Source organism: Wolbachia endosymbiont of Protocalliphora sialia, from assembly GCF_053891855.1.
On record NZ_JAIUJX010000003.1, the window covers coordinates 210,185 to 231,724 of the forward strand.

Genomic DNA, 21,540 nt, shown 5'->3' on the forward strand with positions numbered 1-21,540 from the left:
TTGTGCACAATCTTGTCCACCTACATTTGTACCTTGTGCTACTAATTCGTGCCATAATCATTTTAACTCATATAATAGCCATTATGACATATATCATAACCCTTATTGTGAAACATTTGATTATTTTTGCTAAGTTTGGATCACTTACAAATATATGTGCTGCCACTCTTGCTACACGTACTTCGAATAGCACATGGGAAACCATGTGCTTCACATTTTGCTTAAAAATATAATAAACAGATGCTTGCTTGTCATTTGCAGTGGCTATAGCAGTTCTACCAAAATTAACACAACTAATTTGACTACTGACAGCTTTTTCTTGAAATCTTAGCATTATTTGCTGTGGCAAAGCTTTTTAGTTTCAATATCTCCTATGTTAAAGTCGTATTTTAAATGTATTGTATTTGTATATGCTAATTTTAACCTTGAAGTTATGAAATCTTTAACTTTTGTATCTTATAATAGTAAGATAGTTATTTTTTTAGGATTTTTATGACTTACAATTTTTCTTCATGTATAGACCCTTGTACTTCCGCACGTAAGAGCTTGATGATTGATCCACGGCATCATCATAAATTCAATCCATGGTGTCATAACTTTGATCCATCTGACTATAATCGATTTAACCCGTACGATAATGGACTTGAGTTAAATATACAGCTTCCCGATATAAATATACCATCTTGTCCACCTGCTCCTGCTTGTCCACCTTGTCCACAAGTTAAACCTGAACCTGAATCTAAAACAGTCGTTGATTTTTCAAAGCTTGCAATAACGGTTAACCCAATAACTGATGATATCCTTGATGTTAAGACCAAAGATCCAACAGGCTACAAGTTTAAAGAGTGTGCAAAGATTATTCAGAATTCTAAAAATAATCTTAAGGTTGTAGATGGTAAACTTGCGGGTAGCTGTGAAGACAATTCTGAATGTGATAAATGTGTAGAAGTAATAAACGGTTCTATAGTAGATTCTCAAAGTGCTGCAGCCTTTCTTTCTACCTACAATACACCAGCAGAAGGAAATATTTATTTTCTATAAAAGTAATACAATGTGTGTATTGTTAGTACGCACATTATTCTATTTTTAATTGTTTGATAAATTTATTTACTGATGGAGTTATTTTATGTTTAAAAGTGCCTATCCTCATCCAATGCCAACTAATATATGTTCTGTAAATGATATGGTAAGAGTTAATTTGTTTACAAAGTTGGATGATTGTAAAGTCAATAAGAGTAAGTTGATTCATGATAAATGTGGTAAAGATCTTAAGTGTAAGATTGATGACAGGACTATGAATGAACTGAAAAAATGTTTTAAGTTTGAGATTAATGATAAGACTAAAAATGAACTGATAGAAAATATTAAGAATGAACTAGAAAAAGGTCTTAAGTTTGAGATTAGTGATAAGACTAAGAATGAGATAAAAGAAAGTATTAAGAATGAACTAGAGAAAAGTCTTAAGTTTAAGATTAGTGATGATACTAAGGATGATCTAAAACAAACTATTAAGGATGAACTGAGGAAAGAGCTTGATACTAAGAATAAACTAGAGAAACCTGATACTAAGAATGAACTAGAGAAACCTGATCCTGAGAATGAACTAGAGAAACCTGAGACTGAGAATGAACTAGAGAAACCTGAGACTGAGAATGAACTAGGGAAACCTGAGACTGAGAATGAACTAGGGAAACCTGAGACTGAGAATGAACTAGGGAAACCTGAGACTGATAATAATGATCTTGGTTACAGCGAAGGTATGGCTTTCTCTCACCATGGTTATGGCAACGACTTAATATAAACTCTGATCCAGGAAGGTGAAATAGTTAAGATAGCCCTTCAACTTCCCCAACTTATCCGTTATACTGATATAGATTCTATAGCAGTGTGGTGAATGAACATTTTCAAGCAGGTTTCCTCTCTAATTTCCAGCAAATTAAATAAGTTGAAGCAAAGGGGTGTCATAAATACAAGTGCGGCAAATTTTATTGTAGAGCCTCCAAGCAATAGAGCGCATGGTGATATCTATACAAATGTTGCTATGGTGCTTGCAAAACATGAAAAGAAGAATCCCATTGAAATCGCAGAGGTTTTAGCTAAAGAGTTTGAACTTTTTGATGAAGTTGAAAAAGTGGAAATAGCAGGCCCTGGTTTCATCAACATGCACTTAAAAATAGAAGTGTGGCATGGAATTTTAAAACAAATAAATGAGCTAAAAACAGAGTTTGGCACTCTAAATATTGGAAATAACCAAGCTGTCAATGTTGAATTTGTATCTGCAAATCCAACTGGGCCACTACATATTGGTCATGCAAGAGGGGCAGTATTTGGTGACGTTCTGGCAAATTTATTGAAAAAAGTTGGTTATAAAGTTACTAAGGAGTACTATATCAATGACGCTGGAGCGCAGATAGATACGCTAATTCGGTCAGTATATTTGCGGTATAAGGAAGCTCTGGGAGAAAAAATTAGCATCGAAAAAGGTTTATACCCAGGTGAATATTTAAAACCAATAGGGGAGGGGCTAGCTAAAAAATATGGCAAGGAGCTTAGAGAAGAGGAGGATAATCAAATAATTAGAGAATATACTTTAAATTCTATCTTGGAAATCATAAAGGAAGACATGAGCTTGCTAGGAGTAAATCATGATGTTTTTACTTCAGAGTATGAGCTACAAAAAAGTGGCAAAATCGAAGAGAGTATAAAGATATTATCTGATAAGGGTCTTGTGTATGAAGGATACTTGGAGAAACCAAAAGGCAAAGAAAGTGAAAGTTGGACTTCTAGAAAAGAAATGTTATTTCGCTCTACAACATTTGGTGATGATGTTGACCGCGCACTAAAAAAAGAGGATGGTAGCTGGACTTATTTTGCCTCAGATATCGCTTACCATTTTGATAAGATATCGCGTGGTTTTAACAATATGATCGTAGAGCTTGGGAGTGACCACGGTGGTTATGTCAAAAGGCTAAAAGCAGTCGTCTCTGCGCTCAGTGATGATCAAGCAAAAATAGAGGTAAAACTGCATAATATTGTGAATTTTTTCGAGAATGAAAAACCTGTTAAGATGTCCAAAAGATCAGGAAACTTCCTAACAGCAAGAGATGTAGTGGAGGAAGTTGGCAGGGATATCACTCGTTTTATAATGCTGACACGCAAGAATGATATGGTCTTGGACTTTGATTTTGCTAAAGTTAAAGAACAATCAAAAGACAACCCTATTTTTTATGTGCAATATGCGCACGCCCGTGCTCATTCGTTAATGCGTAATGCTCCAAAAGAGCTCCCAACAGCAGATCCTTCACTTTTAAAGACCGATGGGGAGCTCTTCCTCATAAAAATCTTAGCAAAGTGGCCAGATGTGGTAGAAATAGCGGCAAGGCTCTATGAGCCACACAGAATCACTTTCTACTTACTTGAAGTTGCAGAAGCGTTTCACGTTTTATGGGGATATGGCAAAAGTGATTTAAATATGCGGTTTATACTGGAGAATAACTTAAACCTCACCGCTGCAAGAATATTTCTTGTCCAAGCCTTAGCATACGTCATTGCTTCTGGACTTTCTATTTTCAATATAGAGCCCTTGGAAGAGATGTGTTAATTTTTTGTAATAGTTTAGACTTGATCTGACAGATTAACAAAGTAAGATAAAAATATAAATAAATTTTAAAGGAGTGTCAGATATGAGTAAAACACAAGAAAAAATACTAAAACCAAAGTTGGGGTTGCTAGAACTTGCAAAGCAATTAGGAAATGTATCACAGGCGTGTAAAGTAATGAAGGGATACATTTTACCGCTTCAAAGAGCTGTATGAAACAGGAGGGATTATACGAGATAAACAAAAGCAAACCATTACTTGCCAATAGAGTACCAAAGGATACAGAAGAAGCAGTAGTTAGTAGAGTTTCCAGCATATGGACAAGAAAGAGCAGCTAATGAATTAAAGAAAAAAGGAATTCTAATATCTGCTAGTGGGATAAGGTCAATATGGCAAACTCGAAAATTTTAAAAAGAGATTGAAAGCCCTGGAAGCAAAGGTGGTCCAAGACGGTATAATTTTAACAGAGGAGCAAGTTGCTGCTTTAGAAAAAACTAAGGAACAAAAAGAAGCCAATGGCGAAATTGAGACACAACACCCTGGATACTTAGGTAGTCAAGATACCTATTATGTAGGCAATATCAAAGGTATTGTATCAACAAACTTTTATTGACACCTACTCTAGAGTGGCTTTCGCTAAGCTTTATACGGAGAAAACTGCTATCACAGCTGCAGATCTTCTCAATATACCATTTTTTGATGAACAGAAAGTTCCATTGCTACGCATTTTAACTGATAGGGGTACAGAGTATTGTGGCAAACCAGGGAATCATGCATATTTGGGAGTAGAAAATATTGATCATTCTAGAACCAAAGCTTATTCTCCACAGACTAATGGTATATGTGAAAGGTTTCATAGAACTATGCAAGATGAATGTTACAATATTATCTTCAGGAAAAAGATTTATAGTACTTTGGAGGAGCTTCAGTTAGATTGGCTGCATTCTTACAACAGAACTAGACCTCATTCCGGTAAGTACTGCTATGCAGACCTTTTTTGATAGTATGCATATTGCTTACCAAAAAAATATTGATAACATTAAAATAGATTCTGATATCGGTTTTGACTTCGTCGATTCTTCTGTCAGTTAATTCATGCCTGTCAGATCAAGTCTAAACTATTACACTTTCATTACACTTTAATATAGCGAAACTAGATTTCACTTTTACACACCTAGATAAGGGGTAACAGCAGATACTAGAATGACGAAATCGTTATTCTGCTACGCATTATCGCTGTATAACTATAGCTATATATGAACTAAAAAGCTAATATTTACTAGATCTTAATACTTATACCTTATATTTTAATGAAAAGCTGCAATGAGTATGCATGATCCATTTAAAAGTGAGGATTATAAAAAAAATCTTGATTCTCTGATCAAAGCTATAAAGCTAGGAAATTCAGAGAAACAATATGGTAAAACAGTAACAGATTTATCTCATGCTTTAGAGGGTTTTACAGATAAGGCAGAAGATGTAGCTAAACTTGTTATACGTGATGACTTGAATAATTGTGTAAAGAAGGCAAATAAAAAGCCATTAATTCTTAGGATATTCAATAGAATATTAGGAAGAGATGTTTCGATTAGGAATATAAGTAATTTTATAAAAGATAAATTGCCTCCTTCAACTGCTAGAACAGCAATCGAATATACAGATGTTATTCAAAAAATTTCAGATTTAGAGCGAATAGAAAGAAGTCAAGATAAATATAGGTCATATGGAATAAATTTAGAAAATAGACAGCAAAAGAAAAATCTCTTATATGAGCGAGAAGATTCAGGTTATGGAGGTTCGTTAAACGAAGATCCTGAGTATGAAGAAATATCAAATTATCAAGAGGAAAAGAGCAAATCTTTAACAAAAGATTTGCGTAATCTACAATCAATTAAAGAGGAGCCGATTTATGCAACAATTCCTAAAGAACATATAGAAGCAAAAAGAGAACATAGGAAGAAACAACAACTTCAATCTCTTGCACCACCAAAACCACCAAGAGTACCACCAGTACCAGAGAAAATGTTTACTATCAATCAAAAAATTAGACAAGAACCGAAAAAAGATAAACCTGCAGTACCACCAAAGCCTAAAGATTTAGGCGAAAAAGTAAGCACAGAGCAAAAAATAGTAGTGGAAAAATCAGCTGAGAGTAAACCTACACTACCACTAAAATCTGAAAATCAAGATGGTAAAGAATCAGCAAAAAAAGCTGATGGACCAAAAGTACTAGTGGTTGCTATGAAAAAAGAAGTGACTCGCGAGAGTAGTAAAGTAAAGGCATTAAAAGAAAGATTTGAGCAAAATCAAGTAAAGAACGTGTTGCCTGCTGAAAACAAAACTGCTTCAGTAACACAAACGGATATCAGTGTGAAGAGAAAACAATCTCGTTCATTTCCAGTAGGGAATAAAAAATCTTCGATCAACCATCTTGCCAGCAAAAATTTACCTTCCACGAATGTAAGTGTAAAAGAAATGGTTGCACGAATTGAAAAGAGAAAAGATGGAAGATAGTAATATTTTGGTATTTCCCTACTCATGAAAATTAGCTCTTATCATAACATTTTCACAGCCATAAGAGGAAGTTTTTATAAGATTGGGGCTAAAGAAAGCTTGCATGTAAATGTATCAAGGTATAAAATTATAAATATTAAGAATGAATAGGTTAGTTATGAATCTTGTAACAAAATCCGCTATCGATTTTACTGCTTCGGCTGTTCTTGCTAGTGGAAAAATAGTTGATGATTTCTGTTTAAGTAAACATATAAAGGATAAGTATGCTGTCCTTTTTTTCTATCCACTTGATTTTACTTTTGTCTGTCCAACTGAGTTGATATCATTTAGCAACAAAATAGAAGATTTTTCAAAACGTGATGTTGAAGTGATAGGAATAAGTATAGATTCAAAATTTTCACATTATAAATGGCGAAACACTCCAGTTAATGATGGTGGTATTGGAGAGGTTAGCTACACTTTAGTGTCTGATATCAAAAAGTCTATATCAAGAGACTATGGGGTCTTATATGATGACTCAATTGCACTAAGAGCAACTTTTGTTATTGATGATAAATTTGTTGTACGTCATCAATCGATAAATGATTTTCCTTTGGGACGTAATGTCGATGAGTTTATTAGAATTATTGATGCAATAAAACATAATGAAGAGCATGGTGAAGTATGTCCAGCAGGGTGGAAAAAAGGCAAGCCAGCAATGCAGGCAAGCGATGAAGGAGTGGCTGATTATCTAAACTCACACAGTGCAGAATTATAGATTTAGTACAGAAGTTCTTATTATTGGATCTGGAGCAGCGGGTTATGCTGCTGCTATATATGCAGCACGTGCAAATTTAGAGCCAATTGTAGTAACAGGAATGCAACCTGGTGGTCAGCTTACAATTACTACGGATGTTGAAAACTATCCAGGTTTTATTTCTATACAAGGTCCAGAACTCATGGAACAAAAGAGGTTGCATGCAGAGAAGGCGGGAGCAAGAATAATAGACGATGAGATAAAAAGTGTAGAACAACTTGAGGATTCTAATGAGTATAGATTTAGATCTTGTGGTAATGCTAGTGACTACTATTCGAATGCAATTATAATCGCAGCTGGTGCGCAAGCGAAGTGGCTTGACCTGGAGAGTGAAAAGAAATTTCAAGGTTACGGAGTTTCGGCATGCGCAACTTGTGATGGTGCATTTTTTAGAAATAAAGTTGTAGCTGTGGTTGGTGGTGGAAATACTGCTGTTGAAGAAGCAATATTTTTAACTCGATTTGCTAAGGAAGTTATACTGATACACAGGCGTGATAAGTTAAGAGCAGAGAAAGTAATGCAAGACAGGCTCTTTAAAAATGATAAGATAAAGGTAATATGGAATCATACCGTAGAGCAGATTCTTGGAGAAGAAAATCCTAAAAAAGTTACTGGCATTACAATTAAATCGACAGACATCAATAAAACCCAGGAATTGAAAGTAGATGGAGTGTTCATTGCAATTGGGCATGCACCAAATACAGGTATTTTTAAGGGCTTTGTTGAAATGGATCAGCAAGGTTATATAATTACGAAACCTGGAACAACTCTAACCAGTAGGGCAGGGGTGTTTGCTGCTGGTGATGTTCAAGATAAGGTATATCGCCAGGCAGTAGTTGCTGCAGGCACAGGATGCATGGCTGCACTTGATGCGGAAAAGTTTTTGGAATCATAATTAATTCTAAAATTTTTAACTAAATTACTTGCAATCTTCTTTGTTTTTTTTATAATTATGTCAATAAATTATAAGTTGGGGAGAATTTAGTATGCTTTCGCAAAATAATGTAGATTTTGGAAGAAGGGTTGTTAGTGATGTAGTATTACGAGCTCAAAATCAAACAACTTCAGAACAATCAACAACAAAATTATTTAAAGCTATTGAATTTCAAGGCGCTGATAATGAAAGGATAACACCTGAAGAAGCTTTGAATCATTTTCAACAAGCATTGCAAGAAGGTGAGAATATTAATGAGTTTGATGAAGGAGGCTTTACACCTTTGATGTCTATTGCTAATTCCTATGTTGCCAGCGGTTATGGACAGGCTGCGTTAGAGAAAATGGCTAAATTGCTTATACAAAAAAGAAGTATCAATATAAATGTTCAAAGCAAGCAACCTGTTTATGAGGAAAGGCAAAAGAAAGACAGCCGAGGTTATATGGTTTTTCAATACCTTGGAGAAGAAATAGTATGTGATGATTCTCTTGATTCCAAACGCTTTGTACTAACAAGAAATAGCTGGAGATCAATAAATGCTAAGAAATTCAAGTACATTGGCAGTAATAAAATAGTAACGGAAGATGATGATGATAATCAACCTATATGGTTTACTACTGATTGTGTGGTAGGACCTCGTGATGAAAATGCTGGTTTCAAGATTTTGACGGAGCACTATGATGGGGTGAAGGAGCAAATAAAAACATCCGAGATACAAAAAAATACTGCCTTACATATTGCTTGCCAGATTGGAGCTATAGATATAGTGAAAATATTGCTCACACACCCAGATGTAAAAACTGATATTAAAAATTATAAAAATGAAGTCCCTAAAAATTGTATTACAAGAGGATTTAAGGACACAATAGAATTAGAATTTAAAAAAGCACAAACAGGAAAAGAATTATTAAATGCTCTTTCTAACAGAAATATTGACCGAGCAAAAAGACTATTAAATCAAGAACTCAACCCTAATTGTTGGAAAAGAAATTTAAATGGAGAAATAGAAACACCACTTAGCCTGATTATCAAATCATGTTTACAAGGAATAACAGAAGATAACGAGGAAGTATTGACTGAACTTTTAAAACATAAGGAGCTAGATTTTAGTCAAATAAAGCCAATAGCAGCTATAGAGCAAAATTCAAGATTGAAGCAAATCATTGAACGAGCTATGAGAGGGCGATTAACTGATGCTATTAATACAAAAGATTTGGATGATGTAAAAAAATTAGTAGAAGATAGTTGCTTCATAAATCGTGCAATTGTCACCGCTGTGTTGAGGAATGTTAATAATCCAATGGAATCTATTAAAAATTATCTCAATGAGAAATTTCCTGCAAGTATGGAACAGCTTTCAGCAAATGCACATAATGTTGCTCCGGAAATAAACGATGAGTTTATTGCTCAAGAATTGCAGCGACTTGAAAACCTGGAAGGTGAACTTGAAAGAACAAAGGCTCAACTTACAGAAAAAGAGAAAGAGCTGAATAGGGTCGTAAGTGAAAAAACAAGAGACACTAACAAAATTTCACAGTTAGAAAGGGATTTAAGACAGGAAAGATCAGCTCAGCAAACAAGGATTAACACTCTCACTAATCAAGTAACTCAACTTGAAAACCTTAGAGATGAGCTTGAAAGAACAAAAATTCGACTTAGAGAAAAAGAGCAAGAGCTGGATAGGGTCGTAAGTGAAAGAACAAGAGACACTGACAAAATTTCACAGTTAGAAAGGAATTTTAGGCAAGAGAGATTAGAACTTCAAGCTCAAAATCAAGACTTAAAGAACAAAAACAGAAAACTTTCAGAAGCAAACATTTATAATAGAAGGCAAAGTAACTATTCCTCTGCTTCTTTTGTGTTATCTGGAGCGTTTGCTGTTGGTGCATGTTTAACAATATCGAATTTAGAAATATGTATTTCACTTGCTGTAGCTGCATTTGTCTTCCTTACAATTGGATGCTACTGTTCATATAAAGCAAGTACAGTACTGAGTGATGTGATAAGCACTGAGCTTGGTAATGTTATCCGTTTAGGATGAAGTTAAGGTTTTTACTTCTTGTCTAAACTCTTCTGAAAATTTTTGTACATACTGAAAATACCTTGATAATTCGAGTGAATGTAAACCTGAGTGGTTTCAAGACTGAAATAGTTGTTGTAAACTTGCTTCTATTATCTTTTAGTTCAAGAAATTAAAAGTTTAACGATGAGAATTATAATTACAGACCAAAGTAAAAAGTAGGCTTTTCCATTTGATTTATTTTTCACCTGTAATTTTTTGTCAGCTATTAGGTTTAATTTTTCTATAAGGCTAAATATTCCTTGGATTGTTTTGATGGGATAAGAGCTTTTAATTTTTTCCCTATACCCTATTTTACTTTCATGTTGACTGTTTATCCATGTTTCAACTACTTTCCACATATTGATTTCTGGATAGACTTTCCTACATGTTCCTTCTAATAAAATCATAGTTTTCTGCAGCAATAACAATTGTGTTTGAACTTTCATATCAAAATCACCAGTTATTTTTAATAGCTGAGTAAGTAATCGAGCAAATGAAATCTTCTGTATAGGCTGTCCAACAATGGGTTCACCTATTGCTCTGCAAGCTGTAACAAAATTTCTATGCTGTGATGGAACATAACCGGCTCTAAAGTGCATTTTTGCAACGTGATCATAATCCCTATTTAAAAAGCCTTTGAGTATCTCTATAACGTAATAGCATGTCTCACGATCTATTCTACCCATGATTCCACAATCCAGGGCAATAATATTGTTATTACTATCGATCATTAAATTTCCAGGATGCATATCAGCATGAAAAAAACAATCCCTATATACCTGATTACAAAAAGATTCTATAAGATTGATAGCTATTTGCTTTCGGTTATTCAGCTTTTCAACTTCGTATATTGGTATAGCTTCCATCCATTCTAATGTTAAAACCTTTTTTGAAGTTCTACTCCAATCTATTTCAGGTACGTAGAAACCTCTGTCATGTTTAGTATTTTCCTTCAGTTCCGAAGAGTGGGCAGCCTCAAAGCGTAGATCTAACTCTAATCGGCAAATTTCAGCAAAAGTTTTGACTAATTCAACTGGCTTCAGCCTTTTTGATTGTTCACTAAATTTTTCTGCAATTTCTGCAAGCCAAGAAAGCATTTTTATATCCCTTGAGAAGGTTTTCTCAATATTTGGCCTTAAAACCTTTACAGCAACTTCCTTACCCGCAGTTGTAACTGCTCTATGCACTTGAGAAATTGATGCTGCTGCAATTGGCTTTTCAGAAAAACTTGAAAAAATGTCGCTTAATTTACAATTAAACTCACTTTCTATAGTTTTAACTGCTATTTTATACGAAAATGATGGCAATCTATCACATATCAATAGCAAGTTATTTGTTATGTCCTCATTTAAAATATCAGTGCGTGATGAAATGGATTGCCCAAATTTAATGAACACCGGACCTAATCTTTCAAGAGCACGCTTTAGTTTATGACCTTGTATTTTATTTATTGATTTTTTTGATGGTGGAAGTAAATAAGGTAACACATTGTAGCGTATTAGCACTGTAGTTATTTGCAGAAGACGTAGAATATTTTGAATCATTTCGCTGCGTAACTGCCAAATATTTCATTTATCTCCATAATTTCATCAGGTTTACCTTGATAATAGATAGTATTATTTATGCAAATTATGTAATCTGAGGATGGTAGAGCAGAGTTAAGGTCATGAGAAGTCATGAGAATCGACACTGATCGTTCTTTTGCGATTTTATTTATAATATCATAAAATTTAGATCGTGCGTTAATATCCATTGCACTGACTGGCTCATCTAAAATGATCAAATCAGATTCTGAAATTAAACAGCGTGCAAGCAGCAGTAATTGTGTTTGTCCTGCAGAGATTTCTAATACTTGATTTTTTAGGATGTTACCGATACCAACCAATTCTATTGCTTCTGTAACAATGGGTTGATTTTTCTTCAATTTCTTCGAGGAGCTATTGAAAAGGAAAGACTCAACTGTTATTGGCATCAAATTACCAATACTAAAATTTTGTGGCATATAGCTAATTTTTATATTGTCAGCGAATACAATACTGCCAATAAAACCTTTATTTATACCAGCAACTGCTTTCACTAAAGAGGTTTTACCTCCGCCATTTGGACCAAGTATTGTAACTATATCTCCTCTTTGTACTGATATGTTGATATTATCAAGAACTTTTTTATTACCGTATGAAAGAGTAAGGTTTTCTATTTTTAGAATGCAGTTATTGACACTACTTAATTTTTTGGCAAAAATTGACTTCTTCTCAACATTTATATGAGACATTTACTGTTTTTTTTTCTATTACTTTCATTTACATTATACTACAATAGTGCCTTTTCATCCAATTTAAAAATTGTAGCTACAATCAAACCTATACACTCACTTGTAGCTTCTGTTACAGATGGAATTTCAAAGCCAGAACTACTAATGTACGAAGTAGTGTCTGAACATAACTACATGCTCAGGCCTTCAGACGCAAGTAAATTAGAATCTAGCAATATTATATTTTATATCGATGATTCTTTGGAAACATTCATTAAAACTTTCGCTAAAGAAAATAAGAAGTTAATACCGCTATCAAGTGCAATCGATCTACTTCCTGCTCGAACACATTCATTTTCTAGTCACATTCAAGATGAAAAAGATTTGCATATTTGGCTGAGTCCTGAAAATGCAAAAAGTATGATACTTTCTATCAGTGCAACATTATCTAATATAGATAAAGAAAATGCCTATCGATACAATACTAACGCAGAGGAGGCTATAAGAAAGATAGACCAAGAAGTAGAAAAAATTACGAAAGAATTGGATGAGTTAAAAAATCAAAAATACATAGTTACTCACGATGCTTATCAATATTTCGAAAAATATTTTGATTTAAGTTACCCAAGCGCCATTCTTTCTATAGAAGAAGATTCTTACATAGGTATGAAGAGTTTAATGAAATTAAAAAAGGTAATGAAAGAGGAAAACGTTAAATGTATTGTTTCTCATTCACGAGAGGATAGCATAAAGCCTAATGTCTTTTCTAGTGACGTAAAAATGGTGATTCTTGATCCTATTGGATCAGATGTAGAGCCTGGAAAGGATGCATATCTAGATATAATCAGCAGCATTGCACAAAATTTCAAGTCTTGTTTCACTGAGTAATGAGTTCTTTTATCTATTCAGATAGCATTGCAAACTTAGTGCTTTCTATTCCAATCACAACTATACCGACATTATCTACCAGAAGTATATCATCCCAGCCTGGGATTCAGTTAAGTTGGTAAGCATAAAAATATTATGTTAAAGCACAACGTTCTTGATGAGATTAGGGCAAGCCAATGTCAGCTACTTGAATGACACCATTTGCTATGCCCTCAAAAATGAATGCTCGTACAGCTGTGTGCCAGCTACTTGCATCTGCTATTTTTACTCATAATTATCTTGCCTGAACGAACTTAAATTCAAGTAGTTAATCATAGAAATAAAAAAAAAGAAGATAACCAATATCTTCTTTTACTCTAATTAAAAAGACATTGAATTGTAATTGTCTATTTCATCTGATATAAGCGATAATTTTTCGCTCTCATCATAGAGACTTTTTGCTCTAGCTGCTAATTTCTCACTAATTTGTGGTAGACATTGTCATAATATACTCCTTAAATTTTTAAAATATATTTATGTTGGTATACAAGTATCAATATTACATTAATATAGTAACTTTTTAGGCATGAGTGACAAGCTGAAGTGGTTTTTAATTACTCAAAAAACAGAAACGTTTCTATTTCCTACACTTTCTAAAACCATAGGTACCAGTTGGTTTTTAGCTAAAGTAAAGGTCAAGTATCTGGAATTCTGGACATAAAATCCTCCTGTGTAAAAAAGATTAGAAAAAAAAGTGCGGCGCACATACGACAGAGATTAAGTATGTGTGTGCACCCACGTACGCTGAAGAAGATACGCCACATTTTTTAATGAATTTAATGAAAAAAGTCTGCAGATAAAGATAAATTTTGAGCTCTTAAAATATCTTTTACTATGATTATAGTCAGATTTAAAATATGCGCAAGCAATTTTTTTCTGTAAAAGTTTAACAAAAGAATTCAAAAGTTTGTGAACAACCTCTAAGTGTATGGTCCCAGAGTGTGATGATATATAGACTATCTGGATCATTTAAAGTGTCAGATCAAGTCCCATTTAAGCAATAAAAAGACCAGATCAGGACAAAAACGCTACCATTTTCAGCCCTTATTCAGGTGGCTCAATTTCCCGTAACTTATATAAGTTACCGTAATCTTTCAAAACCTCAAACAGACTTTCTCTAATGCAAAACAGTATAACTAGTGAGCAATAAGCTACACTCCTTTTAGCTGTAAGCTTTGCATGATAATATACTTACTTTAATTTTTCTTCTTTAAATAATACGTGTCTTCTGACCACTGGGTCATACTTCCTAAACTCGAGCTTCTTGGGAAGGTTCTTAGGATTACGTTTTTTTACACAAAAATAGCCTGTTAGTTTCTCTTCTCCAGTTTTTGTTGTTTTAGTTGCAGTGCTAACTAGCTTGACAAGCAAAGAAGCATTTTTTTTCGCCATAATTGTTAGTGACATAATAAACTCTATGCAAGTTTATTACGCAAAACACTGAAAGTCAACCCAATAATGCAGATCGCAAAATTCTTGACAATCAATAATATATTAAGTAGTATAAGAACATTTCAGAATGAAAAGTAGACGGTAAATAAGTGGTGAGTGATGGCAAAAGGTTATTGTTGATAGAAAGTACTACCTGTTCTAACGAGGTAAGGGTTGCCCTACTAGTTAATGGTAGGGTTGTAGAGTTTGAACAAGAATTCAAGGAAAAAAAACAATTAAGAGGTAATATATACGTTGCTTATGTAAAGCGTATAGAGCCTGCTTTGCAGGCCGTGTTCATTGAGTATGGAAAAAATAAGCAAGGTTTTTTGTCTTTTTCTGAGATATCTCTAAATTATTTTAATATTCCAGAAAAAGAGAAGGAAATTTTCCCTGATGAAGACTATTCGAGCGGTGTGGACTGTTCAAATGATAATTGCACAGAAGAAGGCCTAGATTCTACAGCTAGTAATGAATCCAGCAGTGGTTTTGTGAGGGGGGTACCTTTACATAGAAAATATAAGTTACAAGATGTGATTTCAGTAAATCAAAAGTTATTAGTTCAATTAACTAAAGAAGAACGAGGAAATAAAGGAGCTTCATTTACAACATACGTAACTTTGGTCGGTAGATACTGTGTTTTCATGCCCAATTCCATAAGTAGGGGTGGAGTATCTCGCAGAATTGAAGATACCAACGTTAGAAAACAGTTAAAGGATATATTAAATTCAATAAATTTACCAAAAGGCTCAGGTTTAATAGTAAGAACTGTTGGTGCAGGAAAAAGTAAGAAAGAAATTGAGCAAGATTACAATAATTTGACCTTATTATGGCAAAATATTCAGCAAAACTTCTCTTCTTTAAATGTTCCATCATTAATTTACAACGAAGCAGATGTAGTTATGAGATCTGTACGTGACTTTTGTAGTAATGATACAGAAATTATAGTATCTGATAGAGAAGTTTGTGAAGCGGTAAGAAAATACACTAAAAATGTGTTACAAGGAAAATTGCGTCCTAGATTATATAGAGGTTCTGTTCCAATCTTTACTTACTATCGAGTCGAAGATCAAATTTCTGAATTATATAGCAATAGAGTAGAATTGCCATCTGGTGGGTCTTTGGTGATAACCTTAACTGAGGCATTTGTTTCAATAGACGTAAATTCAGGGAAAATGACAGGAGAAGATAACATAGAAGAAACAGCTTATAGAACTAATATGGAGGCATTATCTGAAATATCAAGGCAAGCGAATCTCAGGGGCTTATCAGGGTTAATAGTTGTTGATTTTATTGACATGTTGAAACTTGAGTATTGTAAAAATGTTGAATTTGCTATCAAGCAGGCGTTTAAAGATGATAAAGCTAAAGTTCAATTTAGCTTTATCAATGACTTTGGTTTAATGGTCTTTTCAAGACAAAGAATTAAACCAAATATACAGGAAATTAATACTACAGAGTGCTTACACTGTAAAGGTATTGGAAGAGTGAAATCAAACGAAGTGATTGTTGCATCGATACTAAGGGATTTGCAACATATTGCTAATAAAAATCAAAATAAGTCCTTTGATTTAATAGCACGCAGTGCAGTTATAGCGCACATTTTTAATAATAAGCGTGATATGGTTTCTACAATCGAAAAAGAGTTCAATATTACATTAAATGTTAGTATTGATAATAGTTTAGATGCAGATACATTTATTTTAAAGCAAGGAGACCATATTAATTTTAATGATTATAAGCCATTGCAGAATTCTGGATGTCAAATTGTGAATAGCAGGGATAAAGAAGCTGGTAAACTACCGGGCAACTTTTGGTTAACTAAATGGCTTTCGCGCCTTTTGGGCTCTAACAACTAAACGGGACTTGTAATTAACGAGTTTTATACTTATATATTTTACATCAGATAATATTTAAAAGGGAGTATTCATTATGGGAAGAGCAATAGGTATAGATCTTGGAACAACAAATTCTTGTGTTGCAATAATGCAAGGCAAGGATGCAAAAGTAATCGAGAATAAAGAAGGAGCAAGAACTACTCCGTCTATAGTTGCATTTACTTCGTCTGGAGAAAGGTTGATTGGTGCTCCAGCAAAAAGGCAAGCAACTACCAATGCAAATAATACTTTTTTTGCAACTAAGAGATTGATAGGTCGCCAATATAGCGATCCTGAAATGAAGAATCTAGGTGTACCGTATAAGGTATTTGCAGCAAAAAATGGTGATGCATGGGTTAAAACAACTGATAGTAAAGAATACTCTCCTAGTCAAATTGGTGCATTTATACTACAAAACCTGAAAGAAGCAGCTGAGGCTTATCTTGGGGAAGAAGTAAAGGATGCTGTGATAACAGTGCCGGCGTACTTCAATGATTCTCAACGTCAAGCAACAAAAGATGCAGGAAAAATTGCTGGATTAAATGTTCTCAGAATAATTAACGAACCAACTGCTGCAGCACTTGCTTATGGTCTTGATAAAAAGCACAGACACACAATAGTAGTGTATGATCTTGGTGGTGGTACATTTGATGTTTCAGTTCTTGAAATAGGTGACGGAGTTTTTGAAGTAAAGGCTACAAATGGTGATACTCACCTTGGAGGGGAAGACTTCGATAATGCAGTAGTAAATTATTTACTGGCTGAATTCAAGAAAAGTAATGGCATTGATTTGAAAAACGATCCAATGGCTATGCAAAGAATCAAAGAAGCTGCAGAAAAAGCAAAGGTAGAATTGTCAAGTGCAATGGAAACAGAAGTAAATCTACCGTTTGTTACAGCTGATGCAAGTGGCCCAAAACACTTAAATATGAAGCTAACAAGAGCAAAGCTTGAAAGTTTAGTGAATGATTTAATTGAAAGGACTATAATTCCTTGCAAAAAAGCTCTTGAAGATGCTGGTTTGTCTGCTAGTCAAATTGGTGAAGTAGTTCTTGTTGGTGGCATGACTCGTATGCCAAAAGTCATAGAGAAAGTTAAAGAATTCTTTGGCAAAGATCCACACAGAGGGGTTAACCCTGATGAAGTTGTAGCAATTGGAGCTGCAATACAGGCGGGAATCATTCAAGGTGATGTAAGAGATGTGTTACTACTTGACGTAACTCCACTTTCTCTTGGTATTGAAACTCTAGGGGGAGTGTTCACTCCACTTATTGAACGTAATACTACTATTCCCACAAAAAAATCTCAGGTGTTTTCAACTGCAGAAGATAACCAAACAGCCGTTACAATTAAGGTACATCAAGGTGAAAGAAAATTGGCGATTGATAATAAACTGCTTGGTCAGTTTAGTTTAGAAGGAATACCACCTGCTCCTCGCGGGGTTCCTCAAATTGAGGTGACATTTGATATAGATGCAAATGGAATAGCGCATGTTTCTGCAAAGGATAAAGCTACTGGAAAAGAGCAAAAAATACGTATTCAGTCTTCAGGTGGTTTATCGGAGGATGAAATAAATCGGATGGTGAGAGAAGCTGAGGAAAAAGCACAAGAAGATGAAAAGCGTAAGAAATTTATTGAAGTGAAGAATCAAGCGGATAGTTTAGTTCATTCTACAGAAAAATCTCTGACAGAATATGGTGATAAAATTTCTCCAGAAGATAAATCTGCTATTGAAAATGCAGTTAATGAGTTAAAGGAAGTGAGTAAATCTGACAACATTGATGATGCTGATTCAATACAACAGAAAGTTACTAACCTCTCTCAGTTATCTATGAAACTTGGAGAAGCTATGTATAAGGAATCTCAACAACAACAAGGTGGAGAAAGCTCATCCACAACAAATAATGAGGAAGAAAAAGTAGTAGATTCTGATTATCAAGACATGGATAATAAAGAAGAGAATAAGTAATTCGATTGTCATCCCAGTGCCCAGATACTGTGGGATGACAAGAGGAGCGTATTGTTGCTTAAAGGAACTATTGTGGATATTATTAAGATAATAGAAGAAAAATTACGCGATTCAATAGGTGTAATTGATATTAATATTATCGATGAATCAGCAAAGCATGTAGATCATTATTTTGCTTCTTCTTCGACACTACCTTCACATATCAAATTAGTATTAATATCTAACGACTTTTCTGGAATGAGCTCTTTAAAGAGGCATAAATTGATCTATGAATTATTAAAGAGTGAAATAGAACGAGTACATGCGATTTCTCTTAACTTATATACGCACAGTGAATATAATTTAAAAAATAAATAGTAGAAACGTGAGAGAAGAGTCTTTATTAGTTAAAGCAGGAAGAAAATTTAATGATTATAAAGGATCGATGAACCCACCAGTTTATCATTCTTCTACCATATTATTTTCTACTTACAAGGATTACTTAAGTGCAGCGAATGGGGAGAGTATATATGATGTGATCAATGATGGTGTTGCAAGGGATTACAGCTATAGTAGTGTTGGTACGCCTACTGTTCATTATTTTTCAAATGCACTGGCTGAAATTGAGGGTAGGGGACAAGCACTCATCTACCCTTCTGGATTATTTGCACTTACTTTTGCTATTTTGACTTTCACTAAAGCAGGTTCGCATGTTCTGATACAAGATAATAGTTATTATAGGCTAAAGAGATTTGCCGAAAATGAACTACCAAAAAGAGGAGTAGAAGTAACTTTTTATGATCCGACACGGGATATAACTGATTTAGTTCAGAGTAACACTTCACTCATCATGATTGAGACTCCTGGTTCTATAACGTTTGAGATTTCGAATGTAGAGCATATAGTAAAAGTTGCTAAAGAACGTGGAATTGTAACCGTTTGTGACAATTCATGGGCCACTCCTTTGTTGTTTAAGCCGCTTGATTATGGAATTGATATTGCACTATATGCGGTGACAAAGTATCTAGCCGGTCACTCAGATTTAGTGATGGGAGCTATGGTTGCTGAAGGTAAAATTTTTAAATTGCTTTATGAGAGCTATAAAAATTACGGAGTAACCATTCAATCGCACGACTGTTACCTTGCACATAGGGGACTTAGAACACTGCAAACACGCATGAGGAAACATCAAAGTACAGCAATGCAAGTGGCAAAGTGGCTGGAAAAACATTCAAAAATCAAAAAAGTCTTATACCCGGCACTTTTTTCCTATTCTCAGCATGATTTATGGAAAAGTTATTTCAAAGGGGCAAGTAGCGTATTTAGTATAGTACTCGATAGAGAATATTCATGTGAGGAACTAAGCTGCATGGTTGATCACATGAAAGTTTTCGGCATTGGTGCTTCTTGGGGAGGGTGCGACAGTTTGATATTACCAGTAAATCGTAGATCTATGTCAAGATCTGTAATGAATTCAGATTGTGGTGGAAGTTTCGTGCGAATATTTTGTGGACTGGAAGATCCTGAAGATTTAATCTTTGACCTTAATGACGCACTAAAAAGGTTACCATGTTTAGACTTTCAAAACGATGAAGTAGGACATGAAACTGAGAGAATTACTGCATGATATTGTTGATGTTAACTTTGACGTTGAAATCAAGGGCGTTACATGTAATCCCAAGAGAGTCAGGGAAGGTTATCTTTTCGTTTGTGTGTCAGAAAGGAGTAAAGAATACGCAACATGCGATACTGGAATCCATATCCTTCCTACTGAATCACAGTGCTACGTACACAACTGTGTAGACGTTGTGATACAAGGGGCCAAGAAAGATGTCATCCCAGTGCCCAGACACTGGGATCCAGAAAATTTAATTGTAAACAAGCACACTAGGCAATTGTATAATAAAAACTGGATTTCAGTGTCCGCTACTCGAATGACAAGTACTCCAAGTTTTGCAGTGCTTTACCACTCGGACCCTCAAGGAATATACAGTGAAATAGTCAGCAGGTTTTATCAATTCAAACAACCTAAATATGTTGCTGCTGTAACTGGTACGAATGGTAAAACTTCAGTGGTGGAATTTTGTCGCCAGATTTGGCAAGATAATGCAGCGTCTATAGGAACACTGGGAACATGTGTCAATAATAATAGAAAAGATAATAGCCTTACAACGCCAAGTGCAGATGATCTTTATTCCACATTGCGTGACATAAATAATAAGAACGTAGAACACTTAGCATTAGAAGCTTCAAGCCATGGAATCGATCAATACAGAATCCATGGACTCAGGTTCAATGCTGCAGCTTTTACTAATTTCTCTCAAGATCATTTGGACTATCACAAAAGTATCGATGAGTATTTTGAGGCCAAGAAAAGGTTGTTTGATGAGGTATTGCCAAAAGAAAAAACAGCGATTTTAAATGCAGATATAGGCGAATATGGAGAGTTGCTCAACATAGCTGAAAAGCGTGGCAACAAAGTTATAACCTATGGAAAAAAAAACTCTGATATTACTTTATTAAAGCAGATACCCACTGCCAATGGTCAATACCTAACAATTCAAATCGGTGATGAAATTTATAACGCATTTTTTCCGATTTTTGGGCAATTTCAAGCATATAATTTGTTGTGTGCAATCGGTATAGTTATTTCATCTGGTATGGACTATCAAAGAATGTGTATAGATAAACTCGCTTCTCCACCTGGAAGAATGGAAAAAGTGAACACTTTTGCATTTGTCGATTACGCTCATACTCCAAGTGCACTCAAACAAGCTCTGTTGTCTTTAAAATGGCACTTCAATAAAAAGATAGTTCTAGTGTTCGGTTGTGGCGGGAATCGTGATCAAACAAAACGTGCAGAGATGGGTAAAATAGCACAAATGCTTGCAGGTAAAGTTATAGTCACAGATGACAATCCGCGTGATGAAGATCCGGGGAAAATTCGTCACGATATTTTGTTACATTGCCCTGATGCACTGGAGATAGGAGATAGAAAAAAAGCTATAGAGAAAGGTATAAATATAGCACATGATGAAAATATGATTCTGCTAGTTGCAGGAAAAGGACATGAAAGATTCCAAATAATAGAAGGCCAATCCCTTGAATTTAGTGATGTTGAAGTTATTAGAGAGGGCCAAAAATTTGCTACTGCTGTATAATGCACCCATTTGTCTAGACCATTTTTTTCAAAGTGATCCG

The 21,540-nt window shown here is 34.5% G+C and carries 17 protein-coding genes and 1 pseudogene; 14 read left to right on the forward strand and 4 right to left on the reverse strand.

The features are described from left to right. Positions 1-67: 67 nt before the first annotated feature. On the reverse strand, positions 68-334 hold the full coding sequence (locus tag LB100_RS02995; RefSeq protein WP_019236943.1) for a hypothetical protein: 267 nt from the start codon (positions 332-334) through the stop codon (positions 68-70). 158 nt (positions 335-492) lie between these two features. Between LB100_RS02995 and LB100_RS03000 the strand changes: the two genes are divergently transcribed. From LB100_RS03000 to LB100_RS03035, 8 genes and pseudogenes are all read left to right on the forward strand, one after another. Continuing rightward, a complete protein-coding gene (locus tag LB100_RS03000; RefSeq protein ID WP_456201386.1) occupies positions 493-1,041 on the forward strand; it encodes a hypothetical protein in 549 nt (182 codons plus the stop codon). 85 nt (positions 1,042-1,126) lie between these two features. Continuing rightward, positions 1,127-1,801, forward strand: a complete 675-nt coding sequence (locus LB100_RS03005) for a hypothetical protein (protein ID WP_456201388.1) — start codon at positions 1,127-1,129, stop codon at positions 1,799-1,801. Positions 1,802-1,894: 93 nt separating this feature from the next. Continuing rightward, positions 1,895-3,601 carry an arginine--tRNA ligase gene (gene argS, locus LB100_RS03010; RefSeq protein ID WP_456201390.1) on the forward strand — a complete coding sequence of 569 codons (1,707 nt, stop codon included), beginning with the start codon at positions 1,895-1,897 and terminating at the stop codon, positions 3,599-3,601. 82 nt (positions 3,602-3,683) lie between these two features. Then, positions 3,684-4,691: pseudogene (locus LB100_RS03015) on the forward strand (integrase core domain-containing protein). Between the two features lie 237 nt (positions 4,692-4,928). After that, positions 4,929-6,113, forward strand: a complete 1,185-nt coding sequence (locus LB100_RS03020) for a hypothetical protein (protein ID WP_456201392.1) — start codon at positions 4,929-4,931, stop codon at positions 6,111-6,113. Between the two features lie 157 nt (positions 6,114-6,270). Then, positions 6,271-6,870: a redoxin domain-containing protein gene (locus LB100_RS03025; protein WP_456201416.1), complete on the forward strand. Its 600-nt coding sequence runs from the start codon at positions 6,271-6,273 to the stop codon at positions 6,868-6,870. Then, entirely contained in the window at positions 6,857-7,804 is a 948-nt protein-coding gene (trxB, locus tag LB100_RS03030; protein WP_456201394.1) for a thioredoxin-disulfide reductase, read from the forward strand. The genes LB100_RS03025 and trxB overlap by 14 nt, the downstream gene beginning before the upstream one ends. Positions 7,805-8,504: 700 nt before the next feature. Continuing rightward, a complete protein-coding gene (locus LB100_RS03035) occupies positions 8,505-9,884 on the forward strand; it encodes a TomO hydrophobic C-terminal domain-containing protein (RefSeq protein WP_456201418.1) in 1,380 nt (459 codons plus the stop codon). 143 nt (positions 9,885-10,027) lie between these two features. Here LB100_RS03035 and ubiB read toward each other — a convergent pair whose 3' ends face one another. Then, positions 10,028-11,449: a 2-polyprenylphenol 6-hydroxylase gene (ubiB, locus tag LB100_RS03040; protein ID WP_456201396.1), complete on the reverse strand. Its 1,422-nt coding sequence runs from the start codon at positions 11,447-11,449 to the stop codon at positions 10,028-10,030. After that, on the reverse strand, positions 11,446-12,177 hold the full coding sequence (locus LB100_RS03045; protein WP_007302706.1) for a metal ABC transporter ATP-binding protein: 732 nt from the start codon (positions 12,175-12,177) through the stop codon (positions 11,446-11,448). Before LB100_RS03045 ends, ubiB begins: the two co-directional genes overlap by 4 nt. Between LB100_RS03045 and LB100_RS03050 the strand changes: the two genes are divergently transcribed. Continuing rightward, positions 12,169-13,044 carry a zinc ABC transporter substrate-binding protein gene (locus LB100_RS03050; protein ID WP_007302707.1) on the forward strand — a complete coding sequence of 292 codons (876 nt, stop codon included), beginning with the start codon at positions 12,169-12,171 and terminating at the stop codon, positions 13,042-13,044. The genes LB100_RS03045 and LB100_RS03050 overlap by 9 nt on opposite strands. A 1,230-nt stretch (positions 13,045-14,274) precedes the next feature. Here the strand turns inward: LB100_RS03050 and rpmG are convergent. Beyond that, complete coding sequence (rpmG, locus tag LB100_RS03055; protein WP_012481745.1) at positions 14,275-14,475, reverse strand: 50S ribosomal protein L33; 201 nt, start codon at positions 14,473-14,475, stop codon at positions 14,275-14,277. Positions 14,476-14,624: 149 nt separating this feature from the next. Here rpmG and LB100_RS03060 point away from each other — a divergent pair, with 149 nt between their 5' ends. From LB100_RS03060 to murE, 5 genes are all read left to right on the forward strand, one after another. Next, positions 14,625-16,373: an Rne/Rng family ribonuclease gene (locus LB100_RS03060; RefSeq protein WP_264337020.1), complete on the forward strand. Its 1,749-nt coding sequence runs from the start codon at positions 14,625-14,627 to the stop codon at positions 16,371-16,373. 73 nt (positions 16,374-16,446) lie between these two features. Next, positions 16,447-18,360, forward strand: coding sequence for a molecular chaperone DnaK (gene dnaK / locus LB100_RS03065; protein WP_456201400.1), 1,914 nt, complete (start codon positions 16,447-16,449; stop codon positions 18,358-18,360). Between the two features lie 72 nt (positions 18,361-18,432). Then, positions 18,433-18,717 (forward strand): BolA family protein, encoded by a 285-nt coding sequence (locus LB100_RS03070; RefSeq protein ID WP_456201402.1) that lies wholly within the window; start codon positions 18,433-18,435, stop codon positions 18,715-18,717. A gap of 7 nt (positions 18,718-18,724) precedes the next feature. After that, positions 18,725-19,966 (forward strand): cystathionine beta-lyase, encoded by a 1,242-nt coding sequence (gene metC, locus LB100_RS03075; RefSeq protein WP_456201404.1) that lies wholly within the window; start codon positions 18,725-18,727, stop codon positions 19,964-19,966. Continuing rightward, the gene (gene murE, locus LB100_RS03080; RefSeq protein ID WP_456201406.1) at positions 19,941-21,500 is read left to right on the forward strand and encodes a UDP-N-acetylmuramyl-tripeptide synthetase; all 1,560 of its coding nucleotides are present in this window, start codon (positions 19,941-19,943) and stop codon (positions 21,498-21,500) included. Before metC ends, murE begins: the two co-directional genes overlap by 26 nt. Positions 21,501-21,540 lie beyond the last annotated feature (40 nt).